This window comes from Mediterraneibacter sp. HA8405 (genome assembly GCF_056148955.1).
The window spans coordinates 2,072,211-2,091,386 of the sequence record NZ_CM148758.1; the positions used below are offsets into that span (position 1 = coordinate 2,072,211).

General features: G+C 42.6%; 26 protein-coding genes. 16 read left to right on the forward strand and 10 right to left on the reverse strand.

The features are described 5' to 3' along the window. The 12 genes from AC0QUU_RS09740 (at position 1) to rsfS (ending at position 7,776) form a co-directional block, all read left to right on the forward strand. Entirely contained in the window at positions 1 to 654 is a 654-nt protein-coding gene (locus AC0QUU_RS09740) for an ABC transporter ATP-binding protein (protein ID WP_474542423.1), read from the forward strand. Further along, complete coding sequence (locus tag AC0QUU_RS09745) at positions 651 to 1,313, forward strand: hypothetical protein (RefSeq protein WP_474542425.1); 663 nt, start codon at positions 651 to 653, stop codon at positions 1,311 to 1,313. The genes AC0QUU_RS09740 and AC0QUU_RS09745 overlap by 4 nt, the downstream gene beginning before the upstream one ends. A 199-nt stretch (positions 1,314 to 1,512) precedes the next feature. Then, positions 1,513 to 2,832, forward strand: coding sequence for an aspartate kinase (locus AC0QUU_RS09750; RefSeq protein ID WP_474542427.1), 1,320 nt, complete (start codon positions 1,513 to 1,515; stop codon positions 2,830 to 2,832). 118 nt (positions 2,833 to 2,950) lie between these two features. Further along, positions 2,951 to 3,370, forward strand: a complete 420-nt coding sequence (locus AC0QUU_RS09755; RefSeq protein ID WP_474542428.1) for a CBS domain-containing protein — start codon at positions 2,951 to 2,953, stop codon at positions 3,368 to 3,370. 113 nt (positions 3,371 to 3,483) lie between these two features. Next, positions 3,484 to 3,792, forward strand: coding sequence for a 50S ribosomal protein L21 (gene rplU, locus AC0QUU_RS09760; protein WP_087161451.1), 309 nt, complete (start codon positions 3,484 to 3,486; stop codon positions 3,790 to 3,792). Positions 3,793 to 3,803: 11 nt separating this feature from the next. Next, positions 3,804 to 4,136: a ribosomal-processing cysteine protease Prp gene (locus tag AC0QUU_RS09765; RefSeq protein WP_474542430.1), complete on the forward strand. Its 333-nt coding sequence runs from the start codon at positions 3,804 to 3,806 to the stop codon at positions 4,134 to 4,136. 5 nt (positions 4,137 to 4,141) lie between these two features. Beyond that, entirely contained in the window at positions 4,142 to 4,426 is a 285-nt protein-coding gene (gene rpmA / locus AC0QUU_RS09770; protein WP_072525613.1) for a 50S ribosomal protein L27, read from the forward strand. Between the two features lie 139 nt (positions 4,427 to 4,565). After that, positions 4,566 to 5,849, forward strand: coding sequence for a GTPase ObgE (obgE, locus tag AC0QUU_RS09775; protein ID WP_474542431.1), 1,284 nt, complete (start codon positions 4,566 to 4,568; stop codon positions 5,847 to 5,849). A gap of 14 nt (positions 5,850 to 5,863) precedes the next feature. After that, positions 5,864 to 6,157: a ribosome assembly RNA-binding protein YhbY gene (yhbY, locus tag AC0QUU_RS09780; RefSeq protein WP_474542433.1), complete on the forward strand. Its 294-nt coding sequence runs from the start codon at positions 5,864 to 5,866 to the stop codon at positions 6,155 to 6,157. Positions 6,158 to 6,228: 71 nt separating this feature from the next. Beyond that, a complete protein-coding gene (gene nadD / locus AC0QUU_RS09785; RefSeq protein ID WP_474542435.1) occupies positions 6,229 to 6,852 on the forward strand; it encodes a nicotinate-nucleotide adenylyltransferase in 624 nt (207 codons plus the stop codon). Beyond that, positions 6,849 to 7,424, forward strand: coding sequence for a bis(5'-nucleosyl)-tetraphosphatase (symmetrical) YqeK (gene yqeK, locus AC0QUU_RS09790; protein ID WP_474542436.1), 576 nt, complete (start codon positions 6,849 to 6,851; stop codon positions 7,422 to 7,424). Before nadD ends, yqeK begins: the two co-directional genes overlap by 4 nt. Position 7,425: 1 nt before the next feature. After that, positions 7,426 to 7,776 carry a ribosome silencing factor gene (gene rsfS / locus AC0QUU_RS09795; RefSeq protein ID WP_474542438.1) on the forward strand — a complete coding sequence of 117 codons (351 nt, stop codon included), beginning with the start codon at positions 7,426 to 7,428 and terminating at the stop codon, positions 7,774 to 7,776. Positions 7,777 to 7,886: 110 nt separating this feature from the next. Here rsfS and lexA read toward each other — a convergent pair whose 3' ends face one another. Further along, the gene (lexA, locus tag AC0QUU_RS09800; protein ID WP_474542440.1) at positions 7,887 to 8,504 is read right to left on the reverse strand and encodes a transcriptional repressor LexA; all 618 of its coding nucleotides are present in this window, start codon (positions 8,502 to 8,504) and stop codon (positions 7,887 to 7,889) included. A gap of 239 nt (positions 8,505 to 8,743) precedes the next feature. On the opposite strand from lexA, the gene AC0QUU_RS09805 reads away from it, so the two are divergent. The 3 genes from AC0QUU_RS09805 to AC0QUU_RS09815 all read left to right on the forward strand — a co-directional run bounded on the left by AC0QUU_RS09805 (position 8,744) and on the right by AC0QUU_RS09815 (position 11,383). After that, a complete protein-coding gene (locus AC0QUU_RS09805; RefSeq protein ID WP_474542442.1) occupies positions 8,744 to 9,061 on the forward strand; it encodes a LysM peptidoglycan-binding domain-containing protein in 318 nt (105 codons plus the stop codon). A 362-nt stretch (positions 9,062 to 9,423) separates the two neighbouring features. Then, a complete protein-coding gene (locus AC0QUU_RS09810; protein WP_474542444.1) occupies positions 9,424 to 10,494 on the forward strand; it encodes a tyrosine-type recombinase/integrase in 1,071 nt (356 codons plus the stop codon). Positions 10,495 to 10,648: 154 nt separating this feature from the next. Then, positions 10,649 to 11,383: a tRNA 2-thiocytidine biosynthesis TtcA family protein gene (locus AC0QUU_RS09815; RefSeq protein ID WP_474542445.1), complete on the forward strand. Its 735-nt coding sequence runs from the start codon at positions 10,649 to 10,651 to the stop codon at positions 11,381 to 11,383. Positions 11,384 to 11,443: 60 nt separating this feature from the next. Here AC0QUU_RS09815 and AC0QUU_RS09820 read toward each other — a convergent pair whose 3' ends face one another. The 7 genes from AC0QUU_RS09820 to AC0QUU_RS09850 all read right to left on the reverse strand — a co-directional run bounded on the left by AC0QUU_RS09820 (position 11,444) and on the right by AC0QUU_RS09850 (position 17,277). After that, complete coding sequence (locus AC0QUU_RS09820; protein ID WP_474542447.1) at positions 11,444 to 12,091, reverse strand: cytidylate kinase-like family protein; 648 nt, start codon at positions 12,089 to 12,091, stop codon at positions 11,444 to 11,446. A gap of 152 nt (positions 12,092 to 12,243) precedes the next feature. Continuing rightward, positions 12,244 to 13,176 carry an RluA family pseudouridine synthase gene (locus AC0QUU_RS09825; protein WP_474542449.1) on the reverse strand — a complete coding sequence of 311 codons (933 nt, stop codon included), beginning with the start codon at positions 13,174 to 13,176 and terminating at the stop codon, positions 12,244 to 12,246. A gap of 2 nt (positions 13,177 to 13,178) precedes the next feature. Continuing rightward, positions 13,179 to 13,694 carry a signal peptidase II gene (lspA, locus tag AC0QUU_RS09830; RefSeq protein WP_474542451.1) on the reverse strand — a complete coding sequence of 172 codons (516 nt, stop codon included), beginning with the start codon at positions 13,692 to 13,694 and terminating at the stop codon, positions 13,179 to 13,181. 14 nt (positions 13,695 to 13,708) lie between these two features. Next, a complete protein-coding gene (locus tag AC0QUU_RS09835) occupies positions 13,709 to 14,512 on the reverse strand; it encodes a YlmH/Sll1252 family protein (RefSeq protein WP_474542453.1) in 804 nt (267 codons plus the stop codon). A 6-nt stretch (positions 14,513 to 14,518) separates the two neighbouring features. Beyond that, entirely contained in the window at positions 14,519 to 15,055 is a 537-nt protein-coding gene (locus AC0QUU_RS09840) for a cell division protein SepF (RefSeq protein WP_474545558.1), read from the reverse strand. Between the two features lie 76 nt (positions 15,056 to 15,131). Continuing rightward, a complete protein-coding gene (locus tag AC0QUU_RS09845) occupies positions 15,132 to 15,824 on the reverse strand; it encodes a YggS family pyridoxal phosphate-dependent enzyme (RefSeq protein ID WP_474542454.1) in 693 nt (230 codons plus the stop codon). 64 nt (positions 15,825 to 15,888) lie between these two features. Then, positions 15,889 to 17,277, reverse strand: a complete 1,389-nt coding sequence (locus AC0QUU_RS09850) for a biotin/lipoyl attachment domain-containing protein (protein ID WP_474542456.1) — start codon at positions 17,275 to 17,277, stop codon at positions 15,889 to 15,891. Between the two features lie 113 nt (positions 17,278 to 17,390). On the opposite strand from AC0QUU_RS09850, the gene AC0QUU_RS09855 reads away from it, so the two are divergent. Further along, a complete protein-coding gene (locus AC0QUU_RS09855; RefSeq protein WP_474542458.1) occupies positions 17,391 to 17,594 on the forward strand; it encodes a DUF378 domain-containing protein in 204 nt (67 codons plus the stop codon). Between the two features lie 137 nt (positions 17,595 to 17,731). On the opposite strand, the gene AC0QUU_RS09860 is transcribed toward AC0QUU_RS09855, so the two are convergent. After that, complete coding sequence (locus AC0QUU_RS09860; RefSeq protein WP_474542460.1) at positions 17,732 to 18,793, reverse strand: D-alanyl-D-alanine carboxypeptidase family protein; 1,062 nt, start codon at positions 18,791 to 18,793, stop codon at positions 17,732 to 17,734. Next, the gene (locus tag AC0QUU_RS09865) at positions 18,777 to 19,172 is read right to left on the reverse strand and encodes a methylglyoxal synthase (RefSeq protein WP_474542462.1); all 396 of its coding nucleotides are present in this window, start codon (positions 19,170 to 19,172) and stop codon (positions 18,777 to 18,779) included. Before AC0QUU_RS09865 ends, AC0QUU_RS09860 begins: the two co-directional genes overlap by 17 nt. Between the last annotated feature and the right edge of the window lie 4 nt (positions 19,173 to 19,176).

Here is a 19,176-nt window from a genome sequence, read left to right on the forward strand (position 1 = left end):
GTGAAACTAATTGCAGAAAATATCAGTAAAACAATCAGAGGAAAAAAGATCTTATCAGAAATCAGCCTTGAGTTAGAAGGCGGGAAAATCTACGGATTTACAGGTCCTAACGGTTCCGGAAAGACCATGCTGTTCCGTGCATTGTCCGGTCTGATGTCTGTTGATTCAGGGATAATCCGCTGGAACGGCGGAGTGCTTCGCCGGGATTTTTCCGTTCTGCCCAGTCTGGGAATTATTCTTGAAAATGTCAGTCTGTATCCAAATATGACAGGTTTTCAGAATCTGAAATATCTGGCCGACATCAGAGGGAAAATTCATAATAAAGAAATACGGGAAGCTCTGAAACGGGTCGGTCTTGACCCGGACGACAGAAGAACGTACCGGAAGTATTCTCTCGGCATGAAGCAGAGGCTTGCCATTGCACAGGCCGTAATGGAAAAACCGGATGTCATTATGCTGGACGAACCGACAAATGGACTGGATGATGAAGGCGTGGAAATTGTCCGCCGACTGATTCTGGAAGAAAAAGAAAGAGGTGCCCTGATCCTGCTTGCAAGTCATAACAGCAGTGATATCAGCCTTCTGACGGACATTGTATACCGGATCAACAATGGTACGCTACGGGAAGTGAAGGGAAAGGGGGAGATAAGATGAAAATGCGGATATTAACGGCAGCTACAGTAGTCATTCTTATAGGAGCTGCAGCGTTTGGCCTGGTAAAACGTCAGACCTATACTGATCTGTGCAGTGAGGAAAATTATCTTGACAGCCTGTATGTCGCTGAGGCCATATCACCCCTTACAGAAAACAGCTGCAGCGATCTTGAACAGTTACTTCCGGACGTCCCCTATATCCTGCGTGTATCTCCGGCCGGCGAATTTGAGAATCTTTTTGCAACAAGCCGTCAGAAAGTACAGGTAGAAGAGGTTTATGCCGGGAATGGGCTGCAGAAAGGGGATGAAATATATCTGACTTCCAGTCAGTGGAGAATCGTCGTCGGGCTTCAGCCTTCGGCTCTGGAGTGTTCCTTTGTTAATATAATGAAAGAAGGGAAGGAGTATCTGGTATTCTTAACGGAAAAGGTCAGAACGGAATCAGATGTCTTGCCGGTATACAGACTTTACAGCAATTCCATGATCACACCGGTTTTCTGCTATGAAAATATGGAAAATGTAATTATTCCCGTAGGGGAAGGCCCGACCTATGTACCTTATTCCCAGGTGAAGGATAATGAATTCTTTTCAGCGGATGAAGAAGGGCTGGAGGCCTGGAACAGCCTGAAACAGAAAATGCTGACGGCTTATCCGAAATAGAAATGTTGTTGTGGATATAAACATCCGAATCTGCTGCAAATAAGTGCATTTTGCCGGAAATTATCATTTACAACCCGCCCTTCAGGCGTTATAATATGGTTTCGAAAGTATGTCGGGAAGCTGTATTTTCCGGACATAAGCCGGAAAACTATACGGTATAGAATAATGAATGATAATTTACATTGGAGGAAGATGGAAGATGAAGAAAGTAGTAAAATTCGGCGGAAGCTCCCTTGCCAGTGCTGAGCAGTTTAAAAAGGTCGGGGATATTATCCGGAAGGATCCGTCCAGAAGATATGTGGTTCCCTCCGCGCCCGGTAAACGTTTTTCAGACGATACAAAGGTGACGGATATGCTGTACAGCTGTTATGCCGCGGCAGTGAAAGAGAAGAAGTTCACAGAGCTGCTTGACAAAATCAAAGAAAGATATCAGGAGATTATTGATGGTCTGGGACTTGACTTTTCTCTGGATGAAGACTTTGATATAATCCGGGTAAATTTCAGCAAAAAGATCGGACGGGATTACGCGGCTTCCCGGGGCGAATATCTGAATGGAAAGGTTATGGCGGCCTACCTGGGCTTTGAATTTGTGGATGCGGCAGAAGTCATCCGTTTCAATGATGACGGCACATTCAATGACGCTCTGACAAACGAACTGCTTTCAGCCAGACTGGCTGATATGGAAAACGCGGTTATCCCCGGATTTTACGGTGCAAAAGAGGACGGAACGGTTGTTACTTTTTCCAGAGGAGGATCTGACGTAAGCGGATCACTTGTAGCTCTGGCCGTAAATGCCGATCTGTACGAAAACTGGACAGACGTATCCGGATTTCTTATTGCGGATCCGAGAATTGTTAAGAAACCGAAATCCATCGAGACGATCACGTACAAAGAACTCCGTGAGCTGTCCTACATGGGTGCCAGCGTTCTTCATGAAGACGCCATTTTTCCTGTAAGAAAAGCCGGTATTCCGATTAACATTAAAAATACAAATGCTCCTCAGGATAAAGGCACGCTGATTGTCGAAGGAACCTGCCGTCAGTCAAAGTACACAATTACCGGAATTGCGGGAACAGACGGTTTTGTTGCCATAACAATTGAGAAAGCCATGATGAACTCCGAGATCGGATTCTGCCGCAAAGTACTGCAGGTATTTGAAGAGAACAATGTGTCTATAGAGCATATGCCTTCCGGTATTGATACAATGACAATCTTTGTACACAAAGATGTCTTTGAGGAAAAAGAGCAGAAAATTCTTGCGGAAATCCACAAAGCGGTAAATCCGGATCATATTGAACTGGAATCCGATCTGGCGCTGATTGCAATTGTAGGCCGGGGCATGAAGTCCACAAGAGGAACAGCCGGAAGGATCTTCTCAGCCCTTGCTCATGCACATATTAATGTAAAAATGATCGATCAGGGCTCCAGCGAGCTTAATATTATCGTAGGCGTGCGTCACGATGACTTCAAAAACGCAATCCGGGCTCTCTACGAAATCTTTGTTGTAACACAGATTTAACCGAACCGGACAGCCGCCTGCCCGGTATGGGGCAGGCAGTCAGGCAGATGTTTGCAATCTGCCTGACAGAAAGAAAACCCGAAATACACAACAGGAGAAAGGCGGCGGACAGTTTCATATGAATATTCTGTTCTTTTTAAAGCCAAAGAGCGAGACAGCATATATCTATGACTCCAGCACACTCAGGCAGGCGCTGGAATCCATGGAATATCATAAATATGCATCCATTCCCCTGCTGAACCGTCAGGGGGAATATGTAGGTACAATTACAGAAGGAGATATTCTCTGGGGAATCAAACGGTATACACATCTTAATCTGAAAGAAGCGGAAAACATTTTTATTAAGGATTTTCCCAGGAAAGCAGATTATGCTGCAGTATCGGCCGGCTCTGACATGGAAGATCTGATCCAGAAAGCCATGAATCAGAATTTTGTACCGGTTGTAGACGATGGCGGAAAATTTATCGGAATTATCACACGCCGCAGTATTATTGAATACTGCTATGAAAAGCTGAAAAAAATGGATAAAAACTCTTGACTGGACAAAAAGCAGTATGCTATACTACAACAGTATGCCGCACAATGAGGTTTTAAGTTCTGTCTATCTGGCAGACACCGTAATTGGCGAGTAATGATAATAGGAGGTGCCATATGTACGCGATTATAGCAACAGGTGGTAAACAGTACAAAGTAGCCGAAGGCGATATCATTAAAGTAGAGAAACTTGGTGTTGAAGCTGGCGAGACTTATACATTTGACCAGGTGCTTGCCGTAAACAATGACAAACTGGTCGTTGGTAATCCGACTGTTGAAGGTGCAACAGTTACAGCTTCTGTAATCGGTGACGGAAAAGCTAAAAAAGTTGTCGTTTACAAGTATAAGAGAAAAACTGGATACCATAAGAAAAACGGACACAGACAGCAGTACACAGCTGTTAAGATCGACAAGATCAACGCATAAGCAGTGTCCGTATGATCAGGGTAACTGTTTATAAAACCAGGAGGCATGAATATGCGGGCTTCGACCTGTCCGGACATGCGGGATATGAAGAAGCAGGACATGACATTGTCTGCGCTGCCGTTTCAGCGCTTGTTATCAATACTGTGAATTCTGTCGAACAGTTTACAGATGATAAAACAAGCTGTATGTCAGACGATACAGAAGGAAACATTCAATTCCGCTTTAAGGACACACCTTCCCACGATGCCTCACTTCTGTTTGATTCTATGCTTTTAGGACTTGAAGCGATAGAAGAGAACAGTGAATATGAACCATACATTGACATAATCTTCAAGGAGGTGTAGGTACCATGATGAAAATGAATCTTCAGTTTTTTGCTCATAAAAAGGGAGTTGGTTCTACAAAGAACGGACGTGATTCCGAATCAAAAAGACTGGGTGCGAAGAGAGCTGACGGACAGTTTGTAAAGGCCGGAAATATCCTTTACAGACAGCGCGGAACAAAGATTCATCCGGGCGTTAACGTAGGACGCGGCGGAGATGACACTCTGTTTGCACTGGTAGACGGCGTAGTAAGATATGAAAGAAAAGGAAGAGACAAGAAACAGGTTTCTATCTATCCGGCAGCTGAATAATCAGACTGACAGAAAAGTACGGACAGAACTTTTCACTTGCATATTAACAGGCACAGCCCCAGACTTTTTGTCTGGGGCTTTTGTCACTCAGAAATATATCACTTTGAGTACAGCACTTATATACTGAAAAGGAGTAATTATGTTTGCAGACAGAGCGAAGATCTATATCAGATCCGGAAAAGGCGGAGACGGACACTGCAGCTTCCGCAGAGAGCTGTATGTTCCGAACGGCGGTCCTGACGGCGGGGACGGCGGCCGCGGCGGTGATCTGATTTTTGAAGTAGATGAGGGTTTGAATACTCTCGGAGACTACAGACATAAGAGAAAATACGCGGCAGGCGACGGAGAGCCCGGCGGGAAACGCCGCTGCCACGGAAAAGACGGGAAAGATCTGGTTCTTCCTGTTCCCGAGGGCACTGTCATTAAAGAAGCAGTTACAGGTAAAGTTATCGCTGATATGTCCGGAGATAACCGCCGTCAGATTGTCCTCAAAGGCGGGAAGGGCGGTCTCGGAAATCAACATTTTGCCACGGCGACCATGCAGGTGCCGAAATACGCCCAGCCGGGACAGCCGGCAAAAGAACTGGAAGTCCAGCTGGAACTGAAGGTTATTGCTGACGTGGGACTGATCGGCTTCCCGAATGTAGGAAAATCCACCCTGCTGTCCAGAGTTACCAATGCAGATCCGAAGATTGCCAATTATCATTTCACTACACTGAATCCCAATCTGGGCGTTGTTGACCTGGAAGGAGCGAAAGGATTTGTCATGGCGGATATTCCGGGACTGATCGAAGGCGCTTCTGAAGGCGTAGGACTGGGCCATGAATTTCTCCGGCATATCGAACGGACCAAAATGATGGTTCATGTGGTTGACGCCGCCGGTTCAGAGGGCAGAGACCCGGTAGACGATATCTATAAAATCAATGCGGAACTGGAAGCATACAATCCCGAAATCGCGAAGCGTCCGCAGGTTATTGCCGCAAATAAGACAGATCTGATCTACTCCCCGGAAGAAGATCCGGTAGAACGCCTGAAAGCGGAGTTTGAACCAAAGGGGATCCGTGTATTCCCGATCTCCGGAGCGACAGGAAAAGGTATCTCAGAACTTTTATACTATGTCAGCTCGCAGCTCGATACTATGGACCGTTCCCCTGTCGTATTTGAACAGGAATACTTCCCTGACGAGGAGCTGATTTACGAAGAGCTGCCCTATACTGTGGAAGTAGAAGACGGAATGTATGTTGTAGAAGGTCCGAAAATCGAAAAAATGCTCGGTTATACAAATCTGGATTCCGAAAAGGGATTTGCCTTTTTCCAGAAGTTCCTGAAAGAAACCGGGATCCTGGATGAACTGGAAGCAAAGGGAATCCAGGAAGGCGATACTGTCCGCATGTACGGACTCCAGTTTGATTATTACAAATAAAAGGAGAAGGATATATGACCACAAAGCAGAGAGCATATTTAAAGAGCCTTGCAATGACCATGGAGCCCATATTCCAGGTCGGAAAATCCAGTATGACGCCGGGACTTACGCAGGCCATATCCGAGGCGCTGGAAGCACGTGAGCTGATTAAAATCAGTGTACTGAAAAACTGCGCGGACGATCCCCGGGAACTGGCTGAAATTATTTCCGAACGTACCCGTTCCCAGATAGTTCAGGTAATCGGAAAGAAAATCGTCCTGTACAGAGAAGGCAAAGACGATAAGAAAAAAATTGTCCTGCCTCAGTAAATAAACGACAATTCTTATCGGACAGTTAACAGATGGAGAAAAGCAGAACCTTGCAGGAAGGAACGTGAAATATGAAAATCGGAATTATGGGAGGGACTTTCGATCCAATCCATATCGGGCATCTGCTCCTTGGCGAATTTGCCTACGAAGATTTCGGACTGGATGAGATCTGGTTTCTGCCAAATGGCAATCCGCCCCATAAAGAAACCGCAGATACAGGCACCTCACTGGAACACCGTATTGAAATGATAAGAAAGGCCATAGAGGGCGTGCCTCATTTCCGCCTCAATCTGCACGAAGCAAACACGGAAGAGCATTCCTATACCTATCGGACTATGCAGGAATTCAATCAGATGTTTCCTGAACACGAATTTTACTTCATTCTGGGAGCAGATTCTCTGTTTTCTATTGAACAGTGGAAATATTTCCGGGAGATTTTTCCGACCTGCACGATTCTGGCTGCCATGCGGGATGATAAAGATGCCCGGGAAATGCAGCGCCAGATTCTGTATTTAACAGAAAAATACGGAGCTCGCATCCGGCTTTTGCAGGCGCCGCTTCTGGAAATTTCTTCGACAGTTATCCGGGATCGTGCTTCCAGAGATCTGGGAGTACGGTATATGGTTCCGGATTCTGTCGCGGAATATATCAGGACAAACCATCTCTATAAAAAGAAAGAAGATGATACAGTATGACAGAGGAATTACGAAAAATCAGCAAAAAACTTTCCAAAATACTGAAAAAGGACAGATACGAACATACGCTGGGAGTGATGTATACATCAGCCTCTCTGGCCATGTGCTACGGCGCTGACATCCGGAAAGCCATGACTGCCGGGCTGCTCCATGACTGCGGCAAATATCTTTCTGCTGATGATCAGATCAGCTTCTGCAAAAAGAAAAAGATTCCTCTTACAGAATCCGAACTGGAGATGCCGGCACTTGTCCATGCAAAGCTGGGAGCCTATCTGGCGAAACATGAATACGAGATAGAAGATTCTGACATACTGGATGCCATAACCTACCATACTACAGGACGGCCGGATATGACGCTTCTTGAAAAAATTGTGTATATTGCCGATTATATTGAGCCAAACCGTAAAGAGATTCCCGGCCTTGCTCAGATCCGAAAAATCGTTTTTACCGACATTGACAGAGCAGTATGTCTCTCAGCCGGATCAACGGTCCGCTATCTCAAAAACGGAGGAAAAGCTGTTGACCCTATGACAATTAACACCTATAATTTTTATAAAAAAAAGGAGGATTGATATGAACCAGCCCAAAGAAATGGCGCGGATTGCATGGAATGCGCTGAACGACAAAAAAGGGGAAGACATCAAAATTATTGATATTACCGGAATTTCTGTGCTTGCCGACTATTTTATCATTGCGAACGGAACAAACGATAGTCAGGTAAATGCGCTGGTAGATAATGTAGAAGAAGAGCTTCACAAAGCCGGTTATCCTCTGAAACAAAGAGAGGGGAGGGCATCCGGAAGCTGGGTGCTGCTGGACTTCGGAGACATTATTGTGCACGTATTTGACAAAGAAAACCGCCTGTTCTACGATCTGGAACGAATCTGGAAAGACGGTAAAATAACGGATATCGCGGATCTGTAAACGGGATTCAGAATATCTGTTTTCGGAATGTCTTTAAAAGGCCCGGGTGACTGAAATCACTTCGGGCCTTAATTTTTTACACTTAACATTAGTTTTATATCACTTATATATCATTTGAAAAAACGGAATACACCGATTACTTTTCCCAGAATCGTAACTTCTTTTACAATAATCGGATCCATAAAATCGTTCTCCGGCTGAAGGCGAAAGATTCCTTCCTCTTTATAAAAGGTTTTCACTGTGGCTCCGTCATCGACCATCGCCACAACCATATCGCCGTTGGAGGCTGCAGACGTCTCTTCAACCAGTACCATATCGCCGTCCAGTATACCGGCATTTATCATGCTTTCTCCTTTTACTTTCAGGAGAAACGTCTGCCTGTTCGGCATAAATTCAACCGGAATAGGGAAGTAGTTCTCAATATTCTGCTGGGCAAGTATAGGTTCACCGGCAGCAACCTGTCCGACAATCGGAACATTCACCATTTCTCTCCGTGTAAGATTAAAATTATCATCCAGTATCTCAATCGCTCTTGGCTTCGTAGGATCTCTGCGGATATATCCGTTCTTCTCCAGCGTCTCCAGATGGGAGTGAACAGAAGAAGTGGACTTAAGATTTACCGCTTCGCAGATTTCCCGGACAGCCGGCGGAAATCCGCGCTCCAGTATCTGAGACTTAATATATTCAAGAATCTCCAATTGCTTTTTGCTTATTTTGCCCTGTGCCATATCGTCCCTCCGAACTTGTTTCATATTATAAATATACTAACATAGTATTTTTCAAAAATCAAACATTTGTTGCGAAAATATGTTCGATTTTTCATCGGTTTTCTGTTGACAAACACATGTTCTTATCATATAATAAATACAGAACAGTTGTTCGTTATAATTTTCTTATATGAATACATGTATACAATATGAACATTATTGATTTATTATTTTATTATCATTTCCAGGGGGTATTTATAATGAAAAGGGCAATGCAGAAAAAAAGGAAAGAGCAGTTTATACTTCTGACAGTAAGTTTTATTATTATATTATCAGTCAGCCTTATATTTGGAGCTTTCTTCGTATCAGCACGGGAAAACAGCGCGGCAGGTCCAGACACACATTATAAAAGCATCCGGATTCAGTCCGGCGACACCTTATGGGACATTGCCCGTGATAATATGACAGATGAGTACGATTCCATAGACGAGTATATACGTGCTATAAAAGATATTAACGGTCTGGAATCTGATTTTATACAGTCCGGACAGTATCTTATAATAAAATGCAGCAACTGAACCAGATTCTTTTGTTCAGCCTGCAGATCATGCTTATACAGGAAATAATAAATAATCCTGTTTCATTAACTCTGGTATCAATATACATCCCATATTGATATATAAAAAATATGTACACTCCCGAGAAAAACCGGAGATATACCTTCACCCAGGTATTTCCCTGGTTTTTCTCATTTTCCGGAAGAACAGTGCAATATACCGTAATTTCAATCTATACGACAAATACCGATTTTTCCAAAAGATCTGGACGAAAAAGTACTGGAATGCTATAATGAACTTATGGAATTACTATTTCTCGGAATTCTATGGTTTCAGGCTAATTAACAGAGATTATATTTTTAATGAATAAAAGGGAGTTAAAAATGGAATCAGCAAAAGATACAAAATCATATCATGAACAGAAATATGTTGATAACACGCTTCGGCTTCGATCAATTTTAAAGACGCTTCCGCCTTTTGCAAAAGATTATTTCCGTGCCGTTGAACCTACAACTTCAGCGAGAACACGAATCTCTTATGCATATGACATTCGCGTTTTCTTTCATTTTCTTATGGAAAATAATCCGGTTTATAAAGATTATTCTATAGATCAGTTCACCGTACAGGATCTGGAACGTCTGGAACCTGTCGATATTGAGGAATATCAGGAATACCTTAAAGTCTATGAAAATGATGAAAAAAAACAGATTACCAATACAGAAAAAGGTCTGGCCAGAAAGATGTCTGCGCTGAGAAGTTTTTACGGATATTTCTTCAAACATCAGATTATAAGCAAGAATCCCACTCTTCTGGTAGATATGCCAAAGCAGCATGAAAAGGCGATTGTACGGCTGGATACGGATGAGGTGGCCATGCTTCTGGATTATGTGGATCACGGAGGCGACAACCTGACCGGCCAGAGAAAGGCCTATTACGAAAAGACGAAAAACCGGGATCTGGCCATTCTTACTCTCCTGCTGGGAACCGGTATTCGTGTATCAGAATGTGTAGGACTGGATATTCAGGATGTCGATTTTAAAAACAACGGGGTTAAAGTTACACGAAAAGGCGGAAATGAAATGGTCGTATACTTTGGCGAGGAAGTTGAAAACGCATTAAAAACCTATCTGTACACAACCAGAAAAGCGGTTGTGCCTCTTCCCGGTCATGAAAATGCCCTCTTTCTCTCCACCCAGCGGAAACGGATGGGGGTTCAGGCAGTAGAAAATATGGTGAAAAAGTATGCAAAGGAGGTCACTCCAAATAAAAAGATAACCCCCCACAAACTCCGCAGCACATACGGAACTTCTCTTTATAAAGAAACCGGAGATATTTATCTTGTCGCGGACGTACTGGGCCATAAAGATGTAAATACAACACGTAAACATTATGCCGCAATCGATGAAAACCGCCGGAGACAGGCGGCAGGCGCGGTCAAGCTTCGGAAAGTGTAAACACAAAAACGTCGTCCTATATTTCGTCCTGTAACATGGAAGCACAGATCAGTCTCAGGTCTAATTATTATAAAGTCAGATGATTATCTTGTAATTGCAGTCGGATCTTATTATAATATAGAAATGTCACTTCAACGAAAGAAAGGAAGTTATTATGCAGTTACAGAGACTTTTAAGTTTTTCAAGAAAAGCCGTTGATGAATATGCAATGATACAGGAGGGCGACCATATTGCAGTTGGAATTTCCGGCGGAAAAGACAGCCTTACACTGCTTTATGCCCTTCACGGTCTGAAACGTTTTTATCCTCAGAAATTTGAACTGAGCGCCGTCACAGTAGACCTGGGCTTTGATAATTTTGATCTGACTCCGGTTAAGGATCTGTGCCGCGAAATGGACGTTCCATACCGGATTGTGAAATCTGATATATACCATATTTTATTTGATATCCGGAAAGAGTCAAATCCCTGCTCTCTTTGCGCGAAAATGCGCAAGGGCGCACTGAATCAGGCTGTAAAGGAAATGGGCTGTAATAAGGTGGCTTACGCCCACCACAAGGACGATATTGTTGAAACAATGCTTCTCTCAATGATTTTTGAAGGACGCTTTTATTCCTTTTCACCGAAAACATGGCTGGACCGTATGGATCTGACTGTAATCCGTCCCCTTATGTTTGTCGATGAAATGGATGTAATCGGTTTTAAAAACAAATACAATCTGCCTGTGGTAAAAAGCAAATGCCCTGTAGACGGTTATACGAAAAGACAGTACGCGAAAGAACTGCTGCGGCAGATTAATAAAGAGCATCCGGGTGCAAAAGAAAGAATGTTCCATGCAATTCTAAACGGAAATATCAAAGGCTGGCCCCAACGTCAGATCAGAGTGAGATAAATGAAATGAAAAGAAAACGGAGAGCCCGCCGGACTCTCCTGTAAAAGACGGGAAACCGGTTTACAGTTTCCTGTCTTCTTTTTTGATCTTTTCTTTCAGTGTTACATATTCTTCTATAATCTTAGCCGTTCCCTCTATCCCCAGTTCTGAACTGTTCAGACAGAGTTCATAGCTGTCGGCATTGGACCACTTTTTATTTGTATAATAATTATAATAGCTGGCCCGCTTTTTATCCGTTTTAATAATCATATCTTTCGCCTTGGCGTCTGTCACATCATAGATTCTGGAAATACGCCGGATTCTGGCGTTCATATCTGCGTGGATAAAAACACTTACCACATTACCGTAAGATTCCAGAGCGTAATCCGCGCACCGGCCTACAAGAATACAGGGGCCTTCATTTGCAATCTTTTTAATTGCGTCAAACTGGGCCAGAAATACCTTATGATTAATCGGCATATCGGTGTATGTATTCCCTGAATACCCCATGGAATACGTATCCATCACAAGGGAGTACAGAAAGCTGTTCGTCGGTTTTTCATCATGGGACTCAAAAATCTCTTCACAAATCCCGCTTTCTTTTGCTGCTCTTGCAAGCATCTCTTTGTCATAAAGTTTAATGCCGAATGCGTCAGCGACTTTATACCCGATTTCCCTGCCTGCGCTTCCGAATTCACGTCCAATAGTAATAATAGTATTTGTCGTCATAGTCCGTCACTCTCCTTGTCGTAGATATCATCATTTTGCATAAAAATATGATGTGTATCTATTTATTATATGACTATTATAACGAAAACAGCTTTGTATTACAATGAAAAAATAAAAAGTCTGAAATTCCAGAGCTCTGTGTGAATAACGTTTTATTTTCCGCCGCGCAATGTGGATAAAAGTCTGACAAAATAATCCGGAAGCGGCGCGTCAAACTCCATATATTCTCCTGTTGACGGATGATGAATACCGAGTATTTTTGCATGAAGCGTCTGTCCCTGAAGGGAAAACGGACACTTTGCCGGACCGTACACATTGTCCCCCAGAAGCGGATGCCCGATACTGCTCATATGAACGCGGATCTGATGGGTTCTTCCCGTTTCCAGCTCACATTCGATATAAGTGTAATTTCCGAATCTTTCAAGGACACGGTAGTGGGTTACCGCTCTTCTCCCTGAAGCAGAATGCGTACTCATTTTTTTCCGGTCTGTAGGATGACGTCCGATCTCTTTATCTACAGTTCCCTTATCTTCCCTGAAATTTCCGTATACTACCGCATGATATCTGCGGGTGATGGAATGCTCCTTTAACTGTTCGGCAAGAATCTGATGTGTCCGGTCATTTTTGCATACCAGAAGAGAACCTGTCGTATCCATATCAATTCTGTGCACAATTCCGGGACGTATAACGCCATTAATGCCGGAAAGCTGCCCCTTACAGTGATAAAGAACCGCATTAACCAGTGTGTGCGTATAATGTCCGGGCGATGGATGAACAACCATTCCTTTCGGCTTGTTTACAACAAGGATGTCATTATCTTCATAGAGAATGTCGAGCGGGATCGCCTCCGGAAGCACATCGAGGACTTCCGGTTCCGGAATACAGATACGGATCTGATCGCCTTCACATACTTTATAATTCGGTTTTACAGGAGCAGAATTTACACTTACATTTCCATCTTTAATCAGTTTCTGTATATAAGAACGGGAAAGGTCCTGCCGTTTTCCGCTTAAAAAACGATCGATCCTTTCCCCTGTTTCAGCGCTTATTAACTCAAATTCTCCGCTTGCAAATTCTTCACTCATACTTACGTCCTTTTCAGAAAGCTAAAGTCATCATCTTTATAATAAAATAAAATAAGCAGAACAAAAGCAATACATGCACATACAACATAGCAGTCTGCAACATTAAATATCGGAAAATCAATCAGATTAAAATAAAAGAAATCTATTACATAATTCAGTCTCAGGCGGTCGATCATATTTCCGACAGCTCCGGCACAAACCAGAATACCGCAGATACGAAGCGGAAAATATTTCTTCTGAAAGGGAATTCTGCCATATAGAAAAGCAAAAATAACAACAATTATTATTGCTCCTGCTATAAACAGGTACTGCATGTTCTGCATCATGCCAAAAGCAGCGCCTCTGTTTTCCAGATAACGCAGCTGAAATACGCCGTCTATGAGTACGAATGGATTTTTATTTTTCAGAAAAATAACTGCCAGATACTTTGTAATCTGATCCACAAAAACTGCTGCAATAAATCCCAGAAGAGCTGCAATATAACCTGTCTGTGCTCTTTTCCTTTCTGTTCGGTTCATTTCTTTTTCCATCCTCAAACATATTTATAAAGAACAACACATTGTCTGTTCTTTTTTGTGCGTCCACCTTCTTCTGCGAAACGGAATTTTCCCATTCCTCTGACAGATATAACGTCCCCCGGTTTCGGCTGATATCCGTTACTTGTAACAAGTCTGCCGTTTACGAAGACCCTGGCCCCTTCAATCAGACCGGAAAGCTTTGTCCTGGAGGAAGAAAAAGCAAGAGCCAGCAGACTGTCCAGCCTGACAGAAGCCGCCGTTCCCCGGATTTCTTCATATCCGGGCGTATAATTATTTATCTCTTCCGCCGGAAATTCGACAGCAGACACCGATGTGTGCCTGATCCGCTTCAATTCATGCAGAAGCAGCTCTGACATATCTCTGTGAATAAAAATCACCATATTTTCCTCCCAGGGAATAATATCCCCGGTCTTTGAGCGTTCCATTCCCAGATTTAATACAGCGCCCAGATAATCTCTGTGAGTCAGTTTTTCTGCATATTTCCGTTGCAGCGGAGAAATTCTGACCGCACAGAAGGGATATCCAGTTTCCACAGGGGATAATTCACTTTTCCCGTAACGTAAATAAAGAGCATCAGGAATAAACGCAGCCATCTGACGCTCTGCAGTATCATATCCACCAAAAAGCTGATATCGTGAAAACAGCTGATTTTTTGGCAGACCATGCAAAATATTCTGTTCATTCAAATTCAGAAAATCTGTATATGTAACTATATCACGCTGATATGCAGTTCTGGAAAGATCAAGAAAACGTTTTTCCAGAAACTGCATATCTTTTTCCTGACTGTTTTTCTGCATAAGAAATTAATATCCGCCCTTTACGCTTGGAGTCTCCATGGATCCGCCCAGCAGATCCTGAAGGTCGCCGGAAATATCTACATTTGTAGGTGTAACAAGGAATATGTAATTTGAAATCTTCTGCAGGTTTCCGCTGATTGCAAACGTCGCACCGGAAACAAAATCTATAATTCTCTGAGCGATCTCCAGATCCATTCCCTCAAGGTTCAGAATAACCGTACGTCCTGAAAGAAGCGTCTCAGTAATTTCTCTGGAATCATCCACAGAAGTCGGTTTTACTACGCAGACTTCCATATTGCCTCCCCGTTTCGGTGCAGGCCGCATCGGCGTCACTTTATTAGAAGCAGGCTGAGATTTCTTATCTTCGCCCATGTCAAAATCGTCATAATCATCTTCTTTTGCATTTTTCTTTCCGAACAGTGAACGACGCGGTTTTTCTTCATAATCATCCTCATAATATTCGTCGTCATCATAGAAATCGTCGTCTTCGTACTCATCATCGTTCAATTTCATGATGTCCAGAAATTTATCAAACACACCCATCTTTACACTCCTATCTTGCGCTTTTACCTCATCCTGCGCAATTTTTTTATTCATACTTTCTGATCCAGATTACTAATTAAATATTATAATTTCTGGCACCAAAGATTCCGGTTCCGATTCTCACCATTGTTGCTCCTTCTTCAATCGCAACTTCAAAATCATTGGTCATCCCCATCGAAAGTATATTCACAGTACCATTATCAATGTTTTTTTCCTTAATGTCAACATATAATTTATGTAAATCTGCGAAAATTGTACGATTTTTTTCTGGATTTTCAACAAAAGGCGCAATTGTCATAAGTCCACGCACATTAATGTGAGGGAACTGAGCCGCATTTTCTATAAAGGGAATCACCTCTTCCATCTTCAGGCCGAACTTACTTTCTTCCTCCGCAACATTTACTTCTACAAGAATATCCGTGATGCATTCTTTCTTTTCCGACTCTTTTTCAATTACTTTTGCAAGTTTCAGGGAATCCACCGAATGAATCAGTTCTGTTTTTCCTATCAGATATTTCACTTTATTAGTCTGTAAATGTCCGATCATATGCCAGCGGATATCATCCGGAAGCAGATCGTATTTTTCAGTCAGCTCCTGCACTTTATTCTCTCCGAAAACACGAACTCCCAGATCGTAAGCTTCCTTCAGCATCTCCGCAGGTTTCGTCTTGCTGACGGCAATCAGCGTCACCTCCTCGCGTTTTCTGCCCGCACGTCTGCATGCATCGGCAATTCTCTGTTCTACTTCCTGCAGATTTTCTCTTAACATATCATCATGCCTCCTGTTTTTCACGCGATTTATCACAAAAATATAATATGCGTATTATTGTATACTAGTATACAACTTCATCCGGTTCTACGCTTGAGCCGTTCTGAACAATATGATCGTAATTGGAAAGGCCGTAATCTTCGCCTTCCTGTACAATACAATATTCATCATTTTCACAGAGTACTGTTACTTTTCTGAACACAGCATATCCTCTGTTAATATTATATACACCTTCAAGTGTTTTTGTATCATCAACACTATATGTTTCCGACGATTCCGGTTTTATAAGCACATCTCCTGTCTTTATATCACTCAGGCTTACGTATACTTCATCGTCTTCCGATATATTGTATATATCAATTTCTTTAAAAACTGCATTTCCGTCATCGTCCAGTAAAAGTACGCCGGTTGACGAACCATTTCCTCCCGTTGTCAGATAATCCCGGGGAACAATGGAAAAATTCCGGGTAACTACTGCGGTCTTTGGAATCTTCAGCCCGCTTTCATCCTCCAGAATCAGTTCAATATTCAGATATCGGTCCTCCGCGTACCGTATCATGGAATTATTGAATTCGAGACATCCGTAATACTTGCCTCCACGCTGTATCAGTGAAAAATCCGCATTCAGGGTCTCACTGTCCTTATCAATACGTACCTTTATAGTTGATGTCTCGTTTTCAGAAAGCTCTTCTGCAGTTTCATCGTCCAGCTGAACTATTACAGACCAGTCATCATCTGTAATCAGTTTATAAACCGGACTACCCAGACTGACATATGTCTGGTCTTCTATAACTGTGCTTTCATAAGAGGTCCTGTCAAAATCTTCTTCTGTAAAAGTTTCGCTGGTAAGACCTTCATATCCGTCTGTCGTATAGGCCACAATTCCATCCTGTGCTGAAGAATAGGATACCGCATCCAGCCCTTCCGCACTAATCACTGCATCCAGCTGCTCTGTCTTCGTCTGACTCAGCTCATTTTGAAGGGATACCGTAATATCATTTTTCAAAAGATATACGGAAGAAAAATCTGAATCTTTATAATTCTCATTAAAATTCTGTATCTGCAGGACTATACCCGACTGAATATCATCACTCAGTGCTGTATTCTTACTGCCAGAAGATGTATTCTCCGTATCCAGTTCATTTTCCGTAAGAGCATAAACCTTTGCCCCTTTCTTTACTTTACTGTTTTCATTCTGATAAAAACTCACATATCCGTCTGCTTCTGCGTTAACCACGGTTTCATTTCTTATTACAAGACCGGTATAAGAATTGTCACGCACAATACTTCCTTCCCGCACCTCATAGGCATTAACCTGATCACCTGTAAAATAGGAAATAATCATGACAATCAAATAAATAAGTACCACAGCAAAGAGCAGGATGCCAAGATTCATCTCTCTTTTCTTTTTATATTTCTTTATATTAACAGACTGATTTTTTTTTGATGCCAAAGTCTATAATACCTCCTGTAGCTTATAACTTAATCAGTATACCATTTTCAAATGTATATTTCCAGTTTTTAAGGAAATAATAGGATTATTGACATGAAAAAGGAGGAAATAGCATGAAATGGTTCGATAACACTGCACTGACAATTGTCATTATTGGCGCGGTAAACTGGCTGTTGGTTGGAATCTTCCGTTTCGACCTTGTAGCCTTCCTTTTTGGAAATCTGAGCTGGATCTCAAGGATTGTATACACAATTGTAGGTTTGTGCGGTCTGTATCTGATCAGTCTGTTCGGAAGAATCAGAGGTATGTCGGAATAAAAGAAAACACTTTTTGCTGGCGTGCCAGTAAAAGTAACAAGAAAGAGCCTTTCGCAGCTCTGAATATTCAGAACTGTGCAAGGCTTTATCTTGTCGTACCGGTCTGAAAAAGACCGGAAATACTCTATTACATCTATCTAATTTGAAGAAGCTGCCGATACCCCCTGCAGTATTCCCGCAGAGAACAACTGATTCATCTCTTCATACAGAATCGTTTTATCCTCAGCTCCCATAATAACTGAAATATAGGGCGTGCCGTCCGAATCTTCGTCATAAAGAATAACACAGTTTCCAGCTTTATTCGTCGTTCCGGTTTTCCCGCCTATAACTTGTACTCCGTTCGGAGCAACTGCATCTCCCGAAGCATAAAAATGAGTCGGAATCCAAGTTTCTGTTCTGGTTGTTCCGTCTGCCCCGGTTATAACAGCTGTATACGGATTCAGAGAAATGATCTCTACAAAGCGTTCATCCTTCAGACATTCATTAAAAATCAGATATAAATCATATGCAGTAGTATAGTGATCATCATCGTGAAGTCCATGAGGATTAACAAAATGAGAATCCGTAGCGCCCAGGGCAGCCGCTTCACTGTTCATCAGTTCAACAAAAGCTTCTTCACTGCCCGATATATGTTCGGCAATCGCGACAGCCGCATCATTTCCTGAATGAAGAAGAAGTCCGCATACCAGATCATACATTGATAAAGTGTCTCCAGTCCTGAGTCCGCATACCGATTCGTCCCAGTTAAAATCTGTTGCATTTGCACTTACAGTAACTTTATCATCCATATTTCCATATTTCAGCGCAATGTATGCTGTCAATATTTTTGTTGTACTTGCCGGATAAAGCCGGTCGTAAAGATGATAACCGTAAACGACCTCCTTATCTTCCATATTAAAAAGACCTGCGCCGTGAAGTGCAGAATCATCCTGCATACCATCCAGCGCCACATCACCATCGGAGCTTACGCACAAATTCTGTGCGAACAGTTCGCCCTGATACAAACCGTCTGTATAAACTCTGCTTTCATATCTTTCAACAACATTACCATTCTGCGACAAAAAGATCATGACGGCAGCTGTACCTGCTCCCATGAAAAGTACAACGCAAAGAAGCAGTACCAGAATTCTGTTTGTACGATTTCTTCTTCTCTGTCTTCTCCTGCGCCGTCTCCTGTATTTATTATTTGTACATCTCACGCCAGTCAAGATCTCCTCTGTCCAATGCCAGGATCAACGCCTCGGCAGTTGCAATATTTGTCGCAATCGGAATGTTATACTTGTCGCAGAGCTGAACAATATCGTTGACATCCGGTTCATGGGAGCGTGGTGTAAGCGGATCTCTGAAGAAAATAAGAAGATCAATATTATTATTTTCTATCTGTGATCCAAGCTGCTGTTTACCGCCAAGATGTCCCGCAAGAAATTTATGAATTGTCAAATTCGTCACACTCTCAATCAAATTGCCTGTTGTCCCTGTAGCGTACAGTTCATGCTTGCTGAGAATGCCCCGGTATGCAATACAGAAATTCTGCATTAGTTTTTTTTTCGCATCGTGTGCTATTAATCCGATATTCATAACC